Source organism: Streptomyces sp. NPDC085524 (assembly GCF_044541755.1).
In the GTDB taxonomy this organism is placed as follows: Bacteria; Actinomycetota; Actinomycetes; order Streptomycetales; family Streptomycetaceae; genus Streptomyces.
This window is the reverse complement of record NZ_JBITTH010000002.1, coordinates 271,702-288,279: the sequence shown is the minus strand read 5'-3', so window position 1 is coordinate 288,279 and position 16,578 is coordinate 271,702. Positions and strand designations below refer to the sequence as shown.

Annotated in this window: 18 protein-coding genes and 3 pseudogenes; 15 read left to right on the top strand and 6 right to left on the bottom strand. The window is 71.0% G+C overall.

Going from position 1 to position 16,578, the window contains the following annotated elements; genetic code table 11:
• The first annotated feature begins 90 nt into the window (after positions 1-90).
• The 5 genes from ACIGFK_RS04090 to ACIGFK_RS04070 all read left to right on the top strand — a co-directional run bounded on the left by ACIGFK_RS04090 (position 91) and on the right by ACIGFK_RS04070 (position 3,026).
• Complete coding sequence (locus ACIGFK_RS04090) at positions 91-393, top strand: hypothetical protein (protein ID WP_400050441.1); 303 nt, start codon at positions 91-93, stop codon at positions 391-393.
• 346 nt (positions 394-739) lie between these two features.
• Positions 740-1,138 carry an STAS domain-containing protein gene (locus tag ACIGFK_RS04085; RefSeq protein WP_386463938.1) on the top strand — a complete coding sequence of 133 codons (399 nt, stop codon included), beginning with the start codon at positions 740-742 and terminating at the stop codon, positions 1,136-1,138.
• Between the two features lie 402 nt (positions 1,139-1,540).
• The gene (locus tag ACIGFK_RS04080; RefSeq protein WP_376658323.1) at positions 1,541-1,714 is read left to right on the top strand and encodes a CsbD family protein; all 174 of its coding nucleotides are present in this window, start codon (positions 1,541-1,543) and stop codon (positions 1,712-1,714) included.
• Positions 1,715-2,110: 396 nt separating this feature from the next.
• Positions 2,111-2,713, top strand: a complete 603-nt coding sequence (locus ACIGFK_RS04075) for a hypothetical protein (RefSeq protein ID WP_400050588.1) — start codon at positions 2,111-2,113, stop codon at positions 2,711-2,713.
• 115 nt (positions 2,714-2,828) lie between these two features.
• Positions 2,829-3,026 carry a hypothetical protein gene (locus ACIGFK_RS04070; protein ID WP_386463719.1) on the top strand — a complete coding sequence of 66 codons (198 nt, stop codon included), beginning with the start codon at positions 2,829-2,831 and terminating at the stop codon, positions 3,024-3,026.
• Positions 3,027-3,182: 156 nt separating this feature from the next.
• On the opposite strand, the pseudogene ACIGFK_RS04065 reads toward ACIGFK_RS04070, so the two are convergent.
• Positions 3,183-3,424, bottom strand: a pseudogene (locus ACIGFK_RS04065) (cysteine hydrolase); the annotation flags it as partial.
• Here ACIGFK_RS04065 and ACIGFK_RS04060 point away from each other — a divergent pair.
• The 8 genes and pseudogenes from ACIGFK_RS04060 to ACIGFK_RS04025 all read left to right on the top strand — a co-directional run bounded on the left by ACIGFK_RS04060 (position 3,391) and on the right by ACIGFK_RS04025 (position 10,253).
• Positions 3,391-3,732, top strand: coding sequence for a hypothetical protein (locus tag ACIGFK_RS04060; RefSeq protein ID WP_400050438.1), 342 nt, complete (start codon positions 3,391-3,393; stop codon positions 3,730-3,732). The pseudogene ACIGFK_RS04065 and the gene ACIGFK_RS04060 overlap by 34 nt on opposite strands.
• A 21-nt stretch (positions 3,733-3,753) precedes the next feature.
• Positions 3,754-4,155 (top strand): flavodoxin family protein, encoded by a 402-nt coding sequence (locus ACIGFK_RS04055; RefSeq protein WP_400050437.1) that lies wholly within the window; start codon positions 3,754-3,756, stop codon positions 4,153-4,155.
• A gap of 44 nt (positions 4,156-4,199) precedes the next feature.
• Positions 4,200-5,093 carry an SDR family oxidoreductase gene (locus ACIGFK_RS04050; protein ID WP_386463710.1) on the top strand — a complete coding sequence of 298 codons (894 nt, stop codon included), beginning with the start codon at positions 4,200-4,202 and terminating at the stop codon, positions 5,091-5,093.
• A pseudogene (locus ACIGFK_RS04045) lies at positions 5,090-6,076 on the top strand (PHP domain-containing protein); the annotation flags it as partial. The gene ACIGFK_RS04050 and the pseudogene ACIGFK_RS04045, both read left to right, overlap by 4 nt.
• 123 nt (positions 6,077-6,199) lie before the next feature.
• A complete protein-coding gene (locus ACIGFK_RS04040) occupies positions 6,200-6,760 on the top strand; it encodes a hemerythrin domain-containing protein (RefSeq protein ID WP_386463933.1) in 561 nt (186 codons plus the stop codon).
• Positions 6,761-7,145: 385 nt separating this feature from the next.
• Positions 7,146-8,258, top strand: coding sequence for a glutamate--cysteine ligase (locus ACIGFK_RS04035; RefSeq protein WP_386463708.1), 1,113 nt, complete (start codon positions 7,146-7,148; stop codon positions 8,256-8,258).
• A gap of 1,042 nt (positions 8,259-9,300) precedes the next feature.
• Entirely contained in the window at positions 9,301-9,519 is a 219-nt protein-coding gene (locus ACIGFK_RS04030) for a hypothetical protein (protein ID WP_376656368.1), read from the top strand.
• Between the two features lie 227 nt (positions 9,520-9,746).
• Complete coding sequence (locus ACIGFK_RS04025; protein ID WP_376656369.1) at positions 9,747-10,253, top strand: hypothetical protein; 507 nt, start codon at positions 9,747-9,749, stop codon at positions 10,251-10,253.
• Between the two features lie 175 nt (positions 10,254-10,428).
• Here the strand turns inward: ACIGFK_RS04025 and ACIGFK_RS04020 are convergent, their stop codons facing one another.
• The 4 genes from ACIGFK_RS04020 to ACIGFK_RS04005 form a co-directional block, all read right to left on the bottom strand.
• Positions 10,429-11,793, bottom strand: coding sequence for an NAD(P)/FAD-dependent oxidoreductase (locus tag ACIGFK_RS04020; RefSeq protein WP_400050434.1), 1,365 nt, complete (start codon positions 11,791-11,793; stop codon positions 10,429-10,431).
• Between the two features lie 171 nt (positions 11,794-11,964).
• Positions 11,965-12,996, bottom strand: a complete 1,032-nt coding sequence (locus ACIGFK_RS04015) for an iron-containing redox enzyme family protein (RefSeq protein ID WP_376656371.1) — start codon at positions 12,994-12,996, stop codon at positions 11,965-11,967.
• On the bottom strand, positions 12,996-13,253 hold the full coding sequence (locus tag ACIGFK_RS04010) for a CDGSH iron-sulfur domain-containing protein (RefSeq protein WP_376656372.1): 258 nt from the start codon (positions 13,251-13,253) through the stop codon (positions 12,996-12,998). Before ACIGFK_RS04010 ends, ACIGFK_RS04015 begins: the two co-directional genes overlap by 1 nt.
• Entirely contained in the window at positions 13,237-13,923 is a 687-nt protein-coding gene (locus ACIGFK_RS04005; protein ID WP_376656373.1) for a HemK2/MTQ2 family protein methyltransferase, read from the bottom strand. The genes ACIGFK_RS04010 and ACIGFK_RS04005 overlap by 17 nt, the downstream gene beginning before the upstream one ends.
• Before the next feature lie 484 nt (positions 13,924-14,407).
• Between ACIGFK_RS04005 and ACIGFK_RS04000 the strand changes: the two are divergent.
• Positions 14,408-15,688: pseudogene (locus ACIGFK_RS04000) on the top strand (alcohol dehydrogenase catalytic domain-containing protein).
• Between the two features lie 33 nt (positions 15,689-15,721).
• Here the strand turns inward: ACIGFK_RS04000 and ACIGFK_RS03995 are convergent.
• Positions 15,722-16,162 (bottom strand): hypothetical protein, encoded by a 441-nt coding sequence (locus ACIGFK_RS03995; protein WP_386463697.1) that lies wholly within the window; start codon positions 16,160-16,162, stop codon positions 15,722-15,724.
• A gap of 220 nt (positions 16,163-16,382) precedes the next feature.
• Between ACIGFK_RS03995 and ACIGFK_RS03990 the strand changes: the two genes are divergently transcribed.
• Positions 16,383-16,544, top strand: a complete 162-nt coding sequence (locus ACIGFK_RS03990; RefSeq protein ID WP_376656375.1) for a hydrophobic protein — start codon at positions 16,383-16,385, stop codon at positions 16,542-16,544.
• Positions 16,545-16,578 lie beyond the last annotated feature (34 nt).

Sequence of the window (16,578 nt, the reverse complement as noted above, 5' to 3'; positions counted from 1 at the left end):
GACGTCGGAGTGGCGGGCGGCTGATGCCTGATCCGCCAGTTTCATGGCGCCCGGGAGCCGGCGGGCGAGCGAGATGGCGTCGTCACCGTCGTGGAAGTAGTACGACTCGGCGTACTGCAGGAAGCCGACGCCGACCACACTGATGTCGGACGCCAGGCTGTCGAGGATTTCGGCACCGGCATCGGCGTCGACGTGGTCCGTCGTGGGGTGGGTGCGGACCAGATGCGCGATCCGCAGAGCGAGGGCGCGGCGGCGGCCCAAAGCCGGGAAGGTGCCGAGTGTGCAGGCCACGGTCGCGCTCAGCAGCGCGAAGCCGGACAGGGCCTCCTCCAGCGGGGCAGCGATCGTGAGCCAGCCCGCGGCGGGAGCGCTGTCTCCCAAGCGGCGCCGTGATGGCGTCTTCGGCAAGCGCCACGCCGCGGTCATGACCAGGCGGCGCAGGCCCCCGTGGCGGGTCGGGTGGATTCCTCCAGGTGGTCCAGGACCCTCGTAGCGGAGCCTCCTGGTCTCCACACCTGACTGACTATCAGCGGACCGTGCGCAGTGAGCGGCGACTCCCCCGGGGGCCAGCCACTGCGGCGGCCCGGCTCAGGAGCGCTGATCGAACTGTCTGTCTCGCCTCCGAAGCAGCGCAGGCGCCCCCTTCAGCGCGCCGCGCACCAGCCCCACGCCGTGCCGCGCCAGGATGGGGCCCCGTGGGTACGGAGCCTGCGGGGACGGGAGCAGAACCTTGATCGACGTGGAAGTCCAGCACTGCGGCAGCCAGATTTTGATCAGCGCCCAAGGAGAGCTCGACGAAGGGGCTGGAGAGGTGCTCCAGCGCGCGCTGGACCACGTGACCCTGGTCGAGCACGACCTCCTGGTGGACCTACACGCCGTCACGGCCATGGACGTCAACGGCCTGATGCAGCTCTTGATCCTGCACCGGAGCGCAGAGCACATGCACCTACGGGTCCAGGTCACCGGCTGGCAGCCCCAGCCCCAGCAGTGCATGGCCACCGTCGCAGGCATCCCCGGGGCCAGAGCGGGCACCGCCGAGCGCTACGCCCTCGCAGGGTTCCGCCGACTCCTCGAGCACAAGGCACAACGCGCACGCGAACACTCCGATTTCGCCGATGGCGGGCTCCCCCGCATCTGACTACACCTTCGCGGCTCAGCACCGAGCAAACCGTCAGCCCGCTGGCCTCCCGGGAGTGCGGGAAGCCCAACCACCGACTCAACACCAGCACGACTTCCCGTGCGGGCCGTCACCCGGTGAGGCGACGCCCGCCTGCCGTCATGGCGCGAGGCCGACGCGTGAGGGAGCCGGCGTCGGACCCAGGTCTCGGTGTCGATGGTGCGGCCGCCGTTCTGCTTGGTCTCTTACAGCGCGGCAGGCGGAGCGCCCGATCACGCCGCCCAGGGGGCAGGGTGTACATGCGGGATCTGGCCGGTCCCGGCCGCAATCGGGTGCCGGGGGTGGTCCCCGTGCGTTTAGCCGGAGACCCATCGGTCATACGGGGTCTGTAAGACCTTCCGATCGAGCAGGGAGTGATCAGCTGTGTCTGGTGAGCAGAAGGCCAAGGCGAAGGGCGAGCAGACCAAGGGCAAGCTCAAGGAGACCGCCGGCCGCCTGACGGGCAATGAGCGGATGGCTGCCGAGGGCCGTACGGAACAGGCCAAGGGTGATGCGCGTGAGGCCAAGGAGAAGATTAAGGACGTGTTCAAGCACTGACCCTCACGCCATCAGGGCCGGGACCGCGGCGCGGTCCCGGCCCTGATGCATGCCGGCGCCCAGCCGGCTCGGTCAGGTGGCGGGCCGGGGCCGGCGCGGTTCTGCCTGGCCGAAGAGGAGGGGGTAGCCGCCGGGGAGTTGGCGCAGGATCCGGGCGAGGAGGTCGGGGTCTGTCAGGCATGTGACAACGACGAGTGCGGCGCCGGTGTCCCGGCGGGCCGTGGCCGGGATGGCGCCGGTCCGGGCGGCCAGGACCTGGTGGACGGCCTCGTCGGCGCGTCGGCGGGTGGGGTAGGCGCCCTCGTAGAGTCTGAGCGCAGCGCGGGCTTCCGCCGGGGGCCCGTGGGGGTCTCAGAGGCATAGGACGAGGTACGCCGCCCTGCTCCCGTACCCGGACTGACAGCTGCCGTTCGGCTTCGGACCAGCGACCCCAACACGGCCGGCCGGCGCCGGGCGCGCCACGGCAGCGGGTTCCGCTACCTCGGCGTGGACGACCGCCCGCTGTCCGCGCGGGAGCTCGTGGACGAACAGGCCCACGCGGTGGTCCGGGCCCTGGTCAGGCGCAAGGACACGGGCCCAAGACTCTTCGCGTACTGGGAGCACAGGGCATGGCACGAGGTCCACGCCGAGGACCTCAACGCCTACCTGCGGGTACGGTCGTGCCGGGACGTGACGGCGAAGGACTTTCGGACCTGGTACGCCACCGTACTGGCCGCGGTGGCCCTGGCCGTATCCGAGGGCACGGCCGACGCGTCGCACGCCCGCCGCGGCAGGGTCGAAACCCGCGCGGTGCACGAGGTCAGCGACTACCTGGGCAACACACCCGCCGTCTGCAGGTCGTCCTGCATCGACCCCCGTGTCGTCGAGCTCTATGAAGACGGACAGACCATCGCTCCGACCCTCGGCGCCCTGGGCGAGCACGGGCTCGTGGGCCGGCCCGCCACCCAGGGGGCAGTGGAGCTTGCCGTACTGAAGGTCTTGCGGGCAGGCAAGCCGTGATGACCGGGCGTCTAATGATGAGTGCCTCGATGGGAGCGGCCGATCCTCCCAAGCCAGGTGGACTACGGGGGCAGCCGCGGACCATGGGGTTGCGGCCATTGAGAGGAGTGCCGTCATGGGCGGTATGGAGTACAAGAAGCAGCGGCCGGGGAAGGGCCGGGAGGAGCAGGAGCGCATGCAGCGCCCCGGGCAGGATTCCCGCTCGCGCCAGGAAGGCAAGAGTCCTGAGGAACTGCGCCTCCGGGACGAGGAGGCGAGCGGGACGCGCCGGGAGCACAAGGAGGAGGAGGACAGGCGCGACAACGAGTCCTGACTCCGCAGGCGCACGGCTCCCCCGGCCCCGGTTCTTCTGGCCTCCGGTCGGCCGCGTGCCTGCCGTCCAGAGACACGTCGCGCCGACTGCCGCAGCCGCCATGACCTCGGTCGAGGCCGATGCTCCGGGTGACGTCATGGGGAAACACCGTCAGCCTCACGAAGCGGTCTCGAACGTGATCTCGGCGCTCGGGAGCAGCTCGGCCGCCATGTGCCGTTCCATCATGCGCAGGGCTGCCTCAGCGAGGCCGGCGTCGATGTGAGCGACCGCGTCGAGGGCGACGACGTCGAGGTGTCGGATGTGCACTGCTCGGTCACCTGCCCGCACAGCACCACCCGTTGAACCCCAAGCTGCCCCAGCAGGTATGCAAGCGGCGTTTCGAGTCGAAGCGCTGCCCGGCCCCACCGGCACCGACTTCTTCCGCCGTGCCGGTGTGGGTGGCACCAAAATCGGCAGTAGCAGGAAAGACGATCCCGCCCAGGTCGCGAAGCAAGGGCTCGACGCCCTGTTCTCGGGCAAGGACAAGGTCATGGCCGGATCGCTCAAGACCTGGGCGCAGGGCATGGCCAACAAGCGCCTTCCCGACAGCCTGAAGGCGGAAGGCCACCGCCGGATGGCTGACCCGGCTCAGCCGACCAGTAGCCGCCCCCGCGCAGCACCGGACGCGGGTCGGCCGGTCTCACCGCAAACGCGGGGTACATCGTGATGATCCGGGTAGCCGCACGACATGGACACCACGACCGAAACCACGCCGCTGCGCGCCGTCGCGCCAGTCTGCACGCTTTCGCCGTCGCCGAAGCGGTCCAGCTCCCAGTTGCTGGCCGAGCGGACCATGGCCGCCCCGGCCGATCACGGCGTCGCGGGAACCGTGATCCGGATCGCCGACCACGACGTCAAACCGGGCGTAGAGGTCGACATGGGTGGCGGTGATGCCTGGCCGCAGATCCGCGACACGATCCTGGGCTGCGACATCCTGGTCCTGTCCACGCCCATCCGGCTCGGCCACCCCACCAGCATCGCCCGGCGGGTCCTGGAACGCCTCGACGCCGAACTCGGATTCCCCCTCGCCGTGAACACCGCGCACCTCGCGCGCCGCCTCAAGGCCTCCGCCTACCCGCCCTCTTCCTGACCGCCGCCCCGTGTGACATGTGATCGCGCCGGAAGGAGACCGACATGCCCGCCCATGAGCAGACCCGCCTCACCGACCCGGTATCCCTACATCCCCGTCCGCCCTTCCCCGAGCAGGACCAGGACCATCCCGGCTCCACCGAGGCGATGGATCCCCGCCCCGACCACGGCGAGGACACCTACCGCGGCCACGACCTGCTGCACGGCCGCAAGGCGCTGGTCACCGGAGGGGACTCCGGGATCGGCCGTGCCGTCTGCCTCGCCTTCGCACGAGAGGGCGCCGACGTCGTCTTCACCCATCTGCCCGAGGAATCCGACGAGGCCGAGGAGACCGCCCGCCTGATCCGCAGGGCCGGCCGCACCGCGGTACCGGTCGCGTGCGACATCCGGCACGAAGGCGAGTGCACGGCCCTGGTCGAGAAGACAGTGGGCGAGCTGGGCGGCATCGACCTGCTCGTCAACAACGCCGCCTACCAGATGGCCCAGCCCGACGGGATCGAGTCGATCACCACCGAGCAGTTCGACCGGGTGATGAAGACCAACCTGTACGGGATGTTCTGGCTCACCAAGGCCGCGCTGGCCCACATGCCGCGCGGCGGATCCGTGATCAACACGGCTTCCGTGCAGGGCTACCAGCCCAGCCCGCACCTCCTCGACTACGCCATGACCAAGTCCGCGATCATCTCCTTCACGCACAGCCTGGCCCAGATGCTCGCCGAGCGCGGCATCCGGGCCAACGCCGTCGCTCCCGGACCGGTCTGGACCCCGCTGATCCCCGCGACCATGCCCGACCCCACCAAGTTCGGCGAGCAGTCACCGCTGGGCCGGCCCGCACAGCCTGCCGAGATGGCACCCGCGTACGTCTTCCTCGCCTCCGACCGGGCCTCCTACATCACCGGTGAGATCGTCAACGCCACCGGCGGAACCCCCCTGCCGTGACCCCGGACGAAGCCCTGCGCCAGATCGCCTTCCTCCTCGAATGGCGCGGCGCGTCCCCCTACCGGGTACGGGCCTTCCACACGGCCGCCGACGCCGCGCGCGACCTGGAGCCGGGCCCGGTGGACAGCGCCCGGGCCAAAGGGCTGCGCGGGGTGGGCCCGGTGACAGCGGAGGTGATCGCGCAGGCATCGACCGGGGCGGTCCCGGGCTACCTCGCCCGCCTGCGGGCCGAAACCGGCCCGGCGGCGCGCGCCGGATGGGACCTGGCGGCCGCGAGCACCGGAGACTGCCACCTGCACTCCGACTGGTCCGACGGCGGCAGCCCCATCGAGGACATGGCCGACGCCGCCCGAGCCCTGGGCCACCGATGGGCCGTGCTGACCGACCACTCGCCGCGGCTGACGATCGCCCACGGTCTGAGCCCCGACCGGCTCAGGCGCCAGTTGGAGGCCGTGGCCGCCGTCAACGGCAGGCTGGGCCCGCACTTCCGACTGCTGACCGGCATCGAGTGCGACATCCTCGAAGACGGCTCGCTGGACCAGGAGGAAGACCTCCTCGACAGCCTCGACATCGTCGTGGCATCCGTGCACTCCAAACTCCGCTCCGAGCCCGAACCGATGACCGCCCGCCTACTGGCCGCGGTGCGCAACCCACGTGTCGACGTCCTGGGGCACTGCACGGGACGGATCATCACCGGTAGGGGCCGCCCGCAGTCCCGCTTCGACGCCGAGGCCGTGTTCGCCGCGTGCGCGGCATCCGGCACGGCCGTGGAGATCAACTGCCGGCCTGAGCGACGCGACCCCCCGGACGACCTGCTCGCGCAGGCCGCCGCTGCGGGCTGCCGGTTCGCCGTGGACACCGACGCCCACGCCCCCGAACAACTGCACTGGCAAAGTACGGGCTACGCACGCGCGGCACGCGCCGACCTGGGAGCGGACCGGCTGATCACGACCTGGTCGCTCGAGCAGCTGCTGACAGCGGGAAGCGGTAGACACGGGCGCCTTCGAACGGGTGAGACGCATCGTGCGGCCGAGCGCATCCAGGTCTGGCGGGGAAGCGATCGGATCGGGCCTGAGCGGTCCGACCTGAGCACACACGGAGGCGTCATGGGACACGGCGGGAATGTGATCGACGAGCTGATGGCCGACCACCGGGAGGTGGAGGAGATGTTCGCCCGGATCCAGGCCATGACCGGCAGCGGGCAGGAGCTTCGCGATCTCATCGACGAGATCACCATCGAGCTGGTGCGCCACTCGGTCGCCGAGGAGCAGTACCTCTATCCGGCGGTGCGCGAACACGTCGAGGGTGGCGGGCCGATGGCCGACAAAGAGATCGAGGACCACGGCCGCGTCGAGAAGATGCTCAAACGACTGGAGAAGATGAGTACCGACGATGCGCAGATGAGCCCGCTCCTGCAGCAGCTCATGGATGAGGTCGCCGCCCACGTCCAGGACGAGGAGACGAGCCTCTTCCCGATGCTGAGGCGGGCCTGCACCCCGCAGCAGCTGGACGATCTCGGTGACAAGATCCGCCGGGCCAAGACGTTGGCACCCACCCGGCCGCACCCGGCCGCACCGAGCTCCCCGACGGCCAGCAAGCTCCTCGCACCGGGCGCCGGCCTGGTGGACCGGGCGCGCGATTTCGTGACCGGTCGCGGCAGGTCCTGAGCCACGCCCCGAAGGCGGGCCCTCAGGTGTGCGCCTCTGTGATCGGCCCTTGGAGGGGGCACCCTGGGCTTGTCGGTATCCCCGCAGCTGCCCAGTGGTCCCCCACCGATACGACGCTTGACATGCGAGCGGATGCCCGAAGGGAGGGGCCGGTCGACAGCCTGCCAAGTCCCCGAGGGGCCGCCCGCACCGCTTGAGGAGCCGGGTCCATGGCCTGACACGCCCGACAGCCCACCGCTGTGCACGACCGCTTCCCGACGTCTCAGGTGTGCCCGCCCAGCAACACGCGGGGCGGACCTACGGCGGGACCCACAAGCCCGGTCGTGGCCCACCGGACAGTGACGCGCACTGAGCGCACGACGCCGATGAAGGGAGCGTGACGGGCATGCGCAGCGTGGGAGTGGAGGAAGAGCTGCTGCTGGTCGACCCCGGGACGGGGGAGCCGCTCGCCCTTTCGGCCGCCGTGATGTCGGCTGCCTCCCGCGAGGGGAACGGGGCGAATGCTCCGGTGGAGGGTGCCCTGGAGTCCGAGCTCAAGTGCGAGCAGGTGGAGTTCGCCACCCGGCCCGTCCTGCGGATGGGGGAACTGGCCGAGGAGATCGTCCGCTGGCGGGCCGAGGCGGCTCGGCACGCCGCCGACGCGGGCGGTGCGGTCGCCGCGCTGGCCACCTCGCCGCTGCCGGTGCGGCCGTCCACGGTGCCCAAAGAACGCTACCGCTGGGTAAGCCGGCAGTTCGGACTGACCGGCCAGGAGCAGCTCACCTGCGGCTGTCACGTTCACGTGTCCGTCGCCTCGGACGACGAGGGCGTGGGCGTCCTCGACCGCATCCGCCCGTGGCTGCCCGTCCTGACTGCGCTCAGTGCCAATTCACCGTTTTGGCAGGGCCAGGACAGCGCCTACGCCAGCTACCGCAGCCGGGTCTGGAACCGCCTGCCCTCAGCCGGGCCCACCGACGTCTTCGGCAGCGCGGAGCACTATCACCGGCAGGTGGGCGACATGCTCGCGACCGGCGTCCTGCGCGACGACGGGATGATCTATTTCGATGCCCGCCTGTCCGCCAGCTATCCCACGGTCGAGATCCGTGTCGCCGACGTCTGCCTCGAACCCGGTACGCCCGTCCTGCTCGCCTCCCTCGCCCGTGCCCTGGTGGAGACCGCCGCCCGCGACTGGCGTGCCGGCCTGCCGCCGGCCCGCATCGGCGTCGGCCTGCTGCGCCTCGCCGCCTGGCAGGCGGCCAAGTCGGGCCTGGACGGCCCGCTCCTCGACCCCCGGAGCATGAGCCCGGCCCCTCCGGCGGTGGTCCTCGACGTGCTCCTGGACCATGTACGGGCAGCCCTCGACGACCACGGCGACCTCGAACTCGCACGCGCAGGCGTTGCCCGCCTCCTCGAACGGGGCAACGGCGCCCGACTCCAGCGCCGCCTGCTGCACACCAGCGGTGACCTGCGCGCGGTGGTGGCCGAATGCACACGCCTGACCACGGCCCCCATCGCGTGACGGACCACCGGCATCGTCGCTACCCCCTTGGCGGCATGCCGGTGACTTTCTGGGTAGACGCCGTGTATGAACAACGCGATGCTCTGGGTGTTCTTGCTGGTCGGAGTGGCTGCCGTGGCGTTCCTGCTGATCGCGTTCGCCCGAGGACGTCGAATCCAGGCCCGCGACAGCGGCCCCTGCCCGCCTCCGGAGACGACCGCTGAACGGACGGACAGGAGGCCGGTACGGCCACGAAGAGGCGAGCGTGGAGGGGCAGGGGGCCGGACGAGGCAGCAGGGGAGGGATCTGAACGGCGCGGTGTGCGTCGGCCAGGTCCGGCTCTCACCTGAGAGAGGCGGTAGACCATGAGTGACAGCACCCCCGACCCGCGCCCGGCTCTGCTCCCCGATCTAGGAGCCGCTGTGGACGAGCACGGCAGGCCACCGGGAGTCCCGTCCCGGACCGGACCGGGCACCGGCCCCGCCGCCGATCCGGAGCGTGTGGACCGTAACCGCAGGCAGAAGCACGCGAAGGGCGAAGAACTCCCGCGGGATGAGGCCGGTCGCCCGTGACGCCCTGGCCGCGCCGCAGGCCGGTAACGATTGAGTCCGCCTCCCTGGCGACGCGTCCTCGGCGGACAGGACCCGCGTCCACCAGATGCTCGCCGCGAGGCCTCACGACGGCGTGGAGACCACCTGACAGGGGCGAGGACGCGCTACTGGTGGCGTGCGCACTGCTTGCCACCGCCTGCCAGCTCACACAGGGCCCGCCGGCCCGGACGGCAATCTCGGCGACGGCATGCTCACCATCGCCGTCACCGACCAGGCCACGGCCCGGCCGGTGCTCCGTGCGTGGCACCCGGACTCGCCGCACGGCCACGGCCTGCACATCGTCGACCGCGTCACCACCGGCTGGGGCGCGTCCCTGACCCTGGCGGCAAGACCGTCTGCGCCACTCTGCCGTTCGCCCCACTGGGGACGGAAGCGGGCCGGAGCGCCCCCGCCCTCACCCGCTCGGGTGCGAATGGGTGCTGTCGGAAGCAGTCAGGACAGAGGCTGTGCACATGACCGCCAAACTCATCGTCTACCCCCCGGATGAGCAGGGCTGGCGCCGGGTCCGCTACGACGGCGTCGCCATCGGGGTCGCTCACCGCCCGTCCGACATCCGCGGCTTCCTGGCTGCGGCTGGGCTGGAGAATGCCGAAGACGTGGACCTCACGGACCCGGACTTCGTGGAGTGGAGAGGTGCCGGCCCCGAGGACTGGGATCCCTCCCCGCACTGACGACCGCGCACCGAGCAGGCACGCGACTTCGTGACCGGCCACGGCAGGTTCAGAATTTCCCACTGGGGCGGCGGGGCCGCCGCCCCGGTCGTACGGTGACGTGCGTCATGCCGCAGGCCCGCCGCCTGCGGCTACGCTGGTCGGCCACGAGCGGAGCGGCGCAGCTTCGCGCCGCAGCTCGCGGACCCGGCACGGGCCCCGGCGAGCACGCCCCCGAGGAAGCCGCTGTGTCCGCCGATCTCGCACCTGTCATAGCCGCCGGCACACGCTGGCTACTGACCGCCTTCCCACCCTCCGCGGGCGCGTTCAGCCGGGCCCTGGCCGAAGCCCAGGCCCGGCAGGCCGTCACCCTCGCCACGGCCCTGCGGTACCCGACACCACTCGACGCGCAGCTGCTGCACCTGCTCGGCCCGGGCGGGAGCGCCCGCCTGGACTGGCTGACCGGCGCCGATCACGGCGGTGGCGACCCCGACGCCGACTGGCGGACCTGGGTGGACGAAACCGTCGTCAGCTGGGCCGCCTGCCTGCTCGCGGACCCCGCCCTCGCCGTACACGCCCACCACCTCGCCGACCCTGGCCAGGCCGGCGAGGTCACCCGTCTCACCAGCCCCGGCGACCACGAACACGACGCCGCGCCGCTGCTGCGCCACCCCGATCTGCTCGAACCGGTCGCCGCCCTCCACCGAGACCTGCTACTGGACGTACTGGCCAACGAGGGCGCGGCGCTGGGATAGCGCGAGCTCTGCCACGACAGGGGCGACGCGGTGAGGATCAGTCGGCGAGCCACGCGGCAGAACGGGCAGTCCTGAGCTGTCACAGAAGGTGACAGCAGCCAGATCGACATCGAGTCCGCCGCGGCCGGCGTGCAGAAGGGCACCGGCTGGGGCGCCCCGGCGCGTCGCGGGACGGTCAGCCTTCCTCGGCGGCCGTGCGGGCCCGTACCTCCTGCGGGGTGAGGTATTGGTCCGTGTATTCGAAGTCGCGCAGCGTCCCCGGCTTGTACGTCTGGAAACCGGTGCGGACGAAGTCGTCGCCGGCCACGGCGTTCAGGAGCCAGTTCGTCATCACCCGGGTCTTCGCGGCGCCGGTGCGCAGCGCCGCCCAGTGGTAGCCGCGGGCCACGGCCTGGGCGGGCATCCCGCGCAGGTCGATGCCGAGCGGCCGGGAGACGCCGTCGCGGCCGCCGAGGTCCACGACCAGCCCGAGGTCCTTGTGGACGTACGGACGCAGCGGTGCGCCCCGCAGCGTGGCGACGACGTTGTCGGCCGCGACCCGGCCCTGGCGCGCGGCGTGCTGCGCGGTGGGCGGGCAGACCGCGCCGTCCCCGCCGCCCGCCAGGTCGGGCACGGCGGCCGCGTCACCGAGCGCGAACGCGCCGTCCGCCCCCGGCACCCGCAGGTCCGGAGATACGACGAGCCGGCCGCTCTTCGCCGTCTCGGCACCGAGCGTGGCGATGAGCGGGCTCGCGGCGACGCCGGCGGTCCAGATGAGCGTGCGGCAGGGCAGCACCCGCCCGTCGGTGAGCCTGACGTCCTCGGGGCCCGCCTTGGCGACGGAGGCGCCGAGCGAGACCTCGATGCCTCGGCGGCGCAGCACGTCGAGGGCAGCCCGGCCCAGCCGATCGCCGAGCTCGGGCATCAGCTTGGGGGCCACGTCCACGAGGTGCCAGCTGATCTCGCGCCGGTCCAGTCGCGGGTACCGGGTGACGGCGTTGGAGGTGAGCCGCTCCAGGGAGGCAGCCGTCTCGGTTCCGGCGTAGCCGCCGCCCACCACGACGAAGCCGAGGCGGGAAGCCCGTTCCGGCGAGCCGGGTGCGGCGGCGTCGGCCAGGTCGAGCTGGGCGATCACGTGGTCGCGCAGGTGGGCCGCCTCGGCCAGTGTCTTCATCCCGCGGCCGTGTTCCGCCAGGCCGGGGATGTCGAAGGTGCGCGTCACGCTGCCCGGGGCGAGCACCAGGTGGTCGTACGGCTGATCCACCAGCTCCCCGGTGATCTTCCGGATGACGCAGACCTTGGCCCGGGTGTCGATGCCCACGGCCCCACCGGGCACGATCCGGGTCCGGTGACGGCGGCTACGGCGCAGCGACACCGCCACGGACTGCGGGGTGAGCACCCCGGAGGCCACCTGCGGCAGCAGGGGCAGGTAGAGCTGGTAGGAGAACGGAGTGACCAGCAGGATCTCCGCCTCCCCCGGTGACAGCGTCCGCTCCAGGCGGCGTACGCAGGAAACGCCGGCGAAGCCCGCGCCGACGACCACGATCCTCGGTCGCACCATGATGTCCGTCCCTTCTCGGGTGTACGGGTCCCTTGCACGCCTTCCCCGGCAGGCCACGTCATGCACGCGGAAAGCGGTGCGGACGGTTCCGGAGGGCCTGGACGGCCGGCGAACGGCCCCGGATGGCCCCGGATGGCCCCGGATGGCCTCGCCCCGAGGGAATGCACCCCGCTAGTGCTCGTGCAGGAGCGTGCGCAGTGCCGTGCGTTCGTGGTCCCAGGCTTCGCGGATGTGGCTCGCGAGACGGTCTTCGAGGAGGACGGTCGCCGCACAGCCGAACGCGATGTCCTCTTCGAGGTCCGGTTCGTCGACGAGGAGGCCGCCGATCACTTCGTGGCGGACGACCTGCTCGTGGACGGCGTCGGCCTCCACGTGTTCGGCGTAGAAGTGCTCGGCGGCCGGCCCTGCGCCGCAGCGCCGCATGGCCTTGGCCAGGCGGCGGGAGCCGGGCGAGGAGGTGACCTCGACGCACGCGAAGTGACCGACGAGCGCTCCGCGCATGGCCCGGTGCAGGCCGAACAGGGACATCAGGTTCACGCCCGCGAGCAGGGGTGCCGGCGCCTGGTCCAGGTAGCGGCCGTACGTGGGGTCCAGCCCGAGGTCGGTCATGAGGGCGGCGAAAAGCCGTGCATGGATGCGGTCGGCGCGGCCGGCGCCGAACTCGTCGTACTCGATGGCCACCATGGCGGCTTTGGCCCGTCCCGTGAGCCGCGGGATGACCCAGGCGTGCGGGTCTGCCTCCTTGAGGTGGTAGAGGGAGCGCAGAGCCGCGTACTCGCGCAACTGCCAGAGTTTTCCGTCCGCTTCGAGGTGGTGACTCAGGCTGCCGGAGAGGTCGACGGGCTCGACGAGGAGCGGGGCAAAGGCGTCCTCGACCGTCCGGGGTGCATCGAACAGCTCGGTGCGCAGGGCGTCCAGGAAGCGCGCTTCCATCGCCTGGCGCAGTCGCAGGAGGTCCGGGTCCCACTCGCGTGCGTCGTCCACGCCGTCGAACCCGCGGTAGTGGAGCTCGTAGAGGAGGTAGAGGGCGAGCTGGAGGTCCTCGCCCCACGGGTCGGCCTCCAACACGGCCCCGGGGGCCCACCGCGGCGGGCCCCCGAACCGCAGGGCATGCGTGACGGCACAGGACAACTCGCCCCGTCCCTCCACCAGAGGGGGGCTCTGGTCTGCAACGGCGACCGGGTCCGGGCTGGGTGGGCGCATCACGGGTTCCTGTCCTCAGGCGGCGGAGCGGTTCGCTCGCGGCGGCGGTGGCTGGTGTCGCACCAGGGGTACGTACGGCTGCGGCGGCAGGTGCAGACAGCGACCACGAACCGATCGGAGCGGGCGATCGTCCCGTCGCTGAGGGCGATTTCGACCGGGCCCTCGATCAGGACGGGCCCCTGCGGGTGCACGGACACCCGGCGGGCGGGCATCACCCCGTAGGCCGGGCATGAGGTGTCGTCAGAGGTGCTGGGCACGGATGACCACCAGCTCTTCCCATTCCTCGGCCTCGCTCGCCAGGCCCTGCCGCTCCAGCCAGAGCCGCCGCGAGCGCAGGATCGGGCCCCAGGGGACGGATGTCTTCGCAGTGACGTGTGCGGACAGGCCTGTCCCGACCAGCCGCTCCACGGTCTCCTCGGCCCCGCACATCCCGGAGTGCACCATCAGCAGAGCGCCGCCGGGACGCAGCAGAGCGGAAGCGGTCGCGCAGATCCGGTCGATCACGAGGCGTCCGTCCGGGCCGGCGTCCCAAGCGCGCTGCGGCCCGCGCGGAGGCAATGTCACGCCCGGAGCGGGTACGTACGGCGGGTTGGCCACGATGAGGTCGAAGCGCCGGCCGGCGGTACGTGCCCTGAAATCGCCGTGCAGGACGCGTAGAGGAAGCCGACGGAGCAGGGCGTTCATGCGCGCTGATGCGACGGCCGGCCAGGAGACGTCGACCGCCGTGACTGCGGCACCTCTGCGAGCGGCGTGCAGAGCCAGCGCGCCCGTCCCGGTGCCGATTTCGAGGACGCTGGTGCGGGGCCCCAGTTCCTCGCGGGCGAGTGCCTCGGCGAGCAGGTGGGTGTCCGCCTGCGGGCGGTAGACACTCGGCAGCGCGACCAGGCCACCGCTGAGAGTTCCCAAGGTCAGAGCCGTACTGGACATCGCGTACTCCGTGGATCGTGGCGCCCGTAAGGCCCCTCCTGCACGTCATACGGCGGCTGCCCAGGGCGGGCGACCTCATGCAGCGATCCGGCGATCTTCGGACCATCGACTGGAATCGGAGAGGGGAACACGGACGGAGTCAAGCCATCGAGATCGCTGCAGGAAAGACCGCGTTGGGAGCTTCCGCGGCCCGTGCACGCCCTGCAGGGCGTGCTCCTCACGGATGCCGACCGTCTCCTTTCCGATCTCCGATCGGGCCGGCAGCGGGTCGCCGGTACGTGGGGGGCCTCGATTCAGCACGGCCCGACGTGGTGAGCGAGCAGCGGCGGGGTAGACGGGACCAGGAGAGACGACAGCCGTCAGCACCCGGGCGTCGCCCCACGGTCGAGTCGCCTCACCCGGCTGACCGCGCCAACACCCTCGAAGATGCCGCCACCCGCCCGGGGACAGCCCGGTGAAACGTGGCGTCGGCAAGGACGGAACCATGAAAGCGGCAGTGTACGAAGGACCGCGGACGGTGACGGTCAAGGACGTCCCCGACGCGAAGATCGAGCACCCCAGCGACATCCTGGTGAAGATCACCACCACCAATATCTGCGGCTCCGACCTGCACATGTACGAGGGCCGGACCTCCTTCGAAGCCGGGCGGACCCTGGGCCACGAGAACCTCGGCCAGGTCGTCGAGGTCGGCAAGGCCGTCCGCAAGGTGCAGGTGGGCGACTGGGTGGTGCTGCCCTTCAACATCGCCTGCGGCTTCTGCAAGCAGTGCGAGCAGGGCCTCACGAACTACTGCCTGACCATGCAGCCCAAGGCGGACATGGCCGGCGCCGCGTACGGCTTCGCCGAGATGGGCCCGTACCAGGGCGGCCAGGCCGAGCTGCTGCGCGTACCGTACGGCGACTTCAACGCCCTGCGCCTGGGCGAGGACGCCGCCGAGCGGCAGCTCGACTACGTGATGCTGGCCGACATCTTCCCCACCGGCTACCACGCCACGGAAATGGCGAACGTGAAGCCCGGGGACCAGACTCTCGTCTACGGCGCGGGCCCGGTCGGCCTCATGGCCGCCTACTCCGCAATCCTCAAGGGCGCAGGCCGCGTCTGGGTCGCCGACCACCAGCCCGACCGGCTCCGTCTCGCCGAGGAGATCGGCGCCATCGCCGTCAACACCGCCGAGCAGGACCCGGCCGAGGTCGTCAGGGAAGCCACCCTCGGCCTGGGCGCGGACAACGGCTGCGAATGCGTCGGCTACCAGGCCCACGACCCGCAGGGCAAGGAGGACGCGACCCTGACCGTGAACGGACTCATCGACGCGGTCCGGTTCACCGGCTGCCTCGGCGTGGTCGGGGTGTTCCTTCCCGAGGACCCGGGCGGCGCCGAAGCCCAGGGCGAGCTCGAAGCCCAGGGCAAGGTACCCCTGGACTTCGGCATGCTCTGGTTCAAGGGCCAGCGGCTCGGCACCGGCCAAGCACCCGTCAAGCGCTACGACCGGGCCCTGCGCGACCTGATCGTGGGCGGCAAGGCCGAGCCGAGCTTCCTCGTCTCCCACGAACTCAGCCTCGACGAGGCCCCATAGGCCTACGAGCACTTCGACAACCGCGACGACGGCTGGACCAAGGTCGTCCTCCACCCCAACGGCAGCAGCCGCAGCGCAGGCGGTCACTCCCACCACACACTGCAGGAACTGCGCCAAGAAGCGAAGGAGCAGGGCATCGAAGGCCGCTCCCGCATGAAGAAGCAGCAGCTGGAGCGGGCGCTCAGGCGTTGAGCTGGTACAGCATGAGCCGGGGCTGGCCTTCCTTCACGAGGGGGGCGTAGCGGTGTGGTCAGGGTGGTGGGGAGTTCGGCGGATCGTTTTGAGGCGGGCCTCCATGAGGTGGCTTCGCCCACCACCCACCTCGTCGACGACGTCCCGTTCCACCGCGGCGAAGGGCTGGTAGTAGGTGGAGTTGTAGGCCTCGATGATCTGAAACGTCCAGTGGCCCGGGATGACGTTGCGGCCCACGATTTCACGCTCCACCCGATCGGCCTGTTCCTCGTGCCCCGCCTCCCGCAGGAGCCGGACCGCGTCGCCGAGCTCGAAGTCTGCGGTGCCGGTCAGCTGGTGGAACCCGTAGAGGTGTCCGCGGGCGCGCTCCGTGGTTTCCAGCGCCTTCGAAAGTGCGCCCAGAGCGCGCACCGTCTTCTCGTCGACACCGTCCGGAACCTGGTGTGCCGGATCCATCTCGTGGTTGCTTTTCATGCAGGACGTTCTGCCCGCTGGACGCTTCACCGGTTGGAGGATGGGGCCACGTGGCCTAAGAGCGTCTCCCCGAAGACTTCCGCCACCACGACACGGACTTCACAGCGTCCCAGGAAGCAGGCGGGATCCCCTGGCCAGCCATCAGGACGAGACAACGAAGAAGAATCGAATGCATGCCCTGGGTGCGGTCGGGCACACGGTGCTTCGGAGGTTGATAACCATGATTCCCCTGCTTCTCGTTCTCCTGCTGGTCCTTCTCCTCTTCGGCGCGGGGTTCGCGCTGAAGATTCTCTGGTGGGTGGCCATCGCAGTCCTGATCCTTTGGCTGATCGGTTTCGTCGCCCGACCCAAGGGGGGCGGCGGCCGCTGGTACCGCTGGTAGCCGGCCGGCCGTAGCAGAGCGCAGACACTGCGTG

Coding starts and splice junctions, on each gene's coding strand:
- ACIGFK_RS04060 (WP_400050438.1), top strand. CDS start 3,391: ATGCAAGCGGCGTTTCGAGTCGAAGCGCTGCCCGGCCCCACCGGCACC.
- ACIGFK_RS04020 (WP_400050434.1), bottom strand. CDS start 11,793: ATGGTGCGACCGAGGATCGTGGTCGTCGGCGCGGGCTTCGCCGGCGTT.
- ACIGFK_RS04050 (WP_386463710.1), top strand. CDS start 4,200: ATGCCCGCCCATGAGCAGACCCGCCTCACCGACCCGGTATCCCTACAT.
- ACIGFK_RS04035 (WP_386463708.1), top strand. CDS start 7,146: ATGCGCAGCGTGGGAGTGGAGGAAGAGCTGCTGCTGGTCGACCCCGGG.
- ACIGFK_RS03995 (WP_386463697.1), bottom strand. CDS start 16,162: ATGAAAAGCAACCACGAGATGGATCCGGCACACCAGGTTCCGGACGGT.
- ACIGFK_RS04070 (WP_386463719.1), top strand. CDS start 2,829: ATGGGCGGTATGGAGTACAAGAAGCAGCGGCCGGGGAAGGGCCGGGAG.
- ACIGFK_RS04040 (WP_386463933.1), top strand. CDS start 6,200: ATGGGACACGGCGGGAATGTGATCGACGAGCTGATGGCCGACCACCGG.
- ACIGFK_RS04030 (WP_376656368.1), top strand. CDS start 9,301: ATGACCGCCAAACTCATCGTCTACCCCCCGGATGAGCAGGGCTGGCGC.
- ACIGFK_RS04005 (WP_376656373.1), bottom strand. CDS start 13,923: ATGTCCAGTACGGCTCTGACCTTGGGAACTCTCAGCGGTGGCCTGGTC.
- ACIGFK_RS04055 (WP_400050437.1), top strand. CDS start 3,754: ATGGACACCACGACCGAAACCACGCCGCTGCGCGCCGTCGCGCCAGTC.
- ACIGFK_RS04015 (WP_376656371.1), bottom strand. CDS start 12,996: ATGCGCCCACCCAGCCCGGACCCGGTCGCCGTTGCAGACCAGAGCCCC.
- ACIGFK_RS03990 (WP_376656375.1), top strand. CDS start 16,383: ATGATTCCCCTGCTTCTCGTTCTCCTGCTGGTCCTTCTCCTCTTCGGC.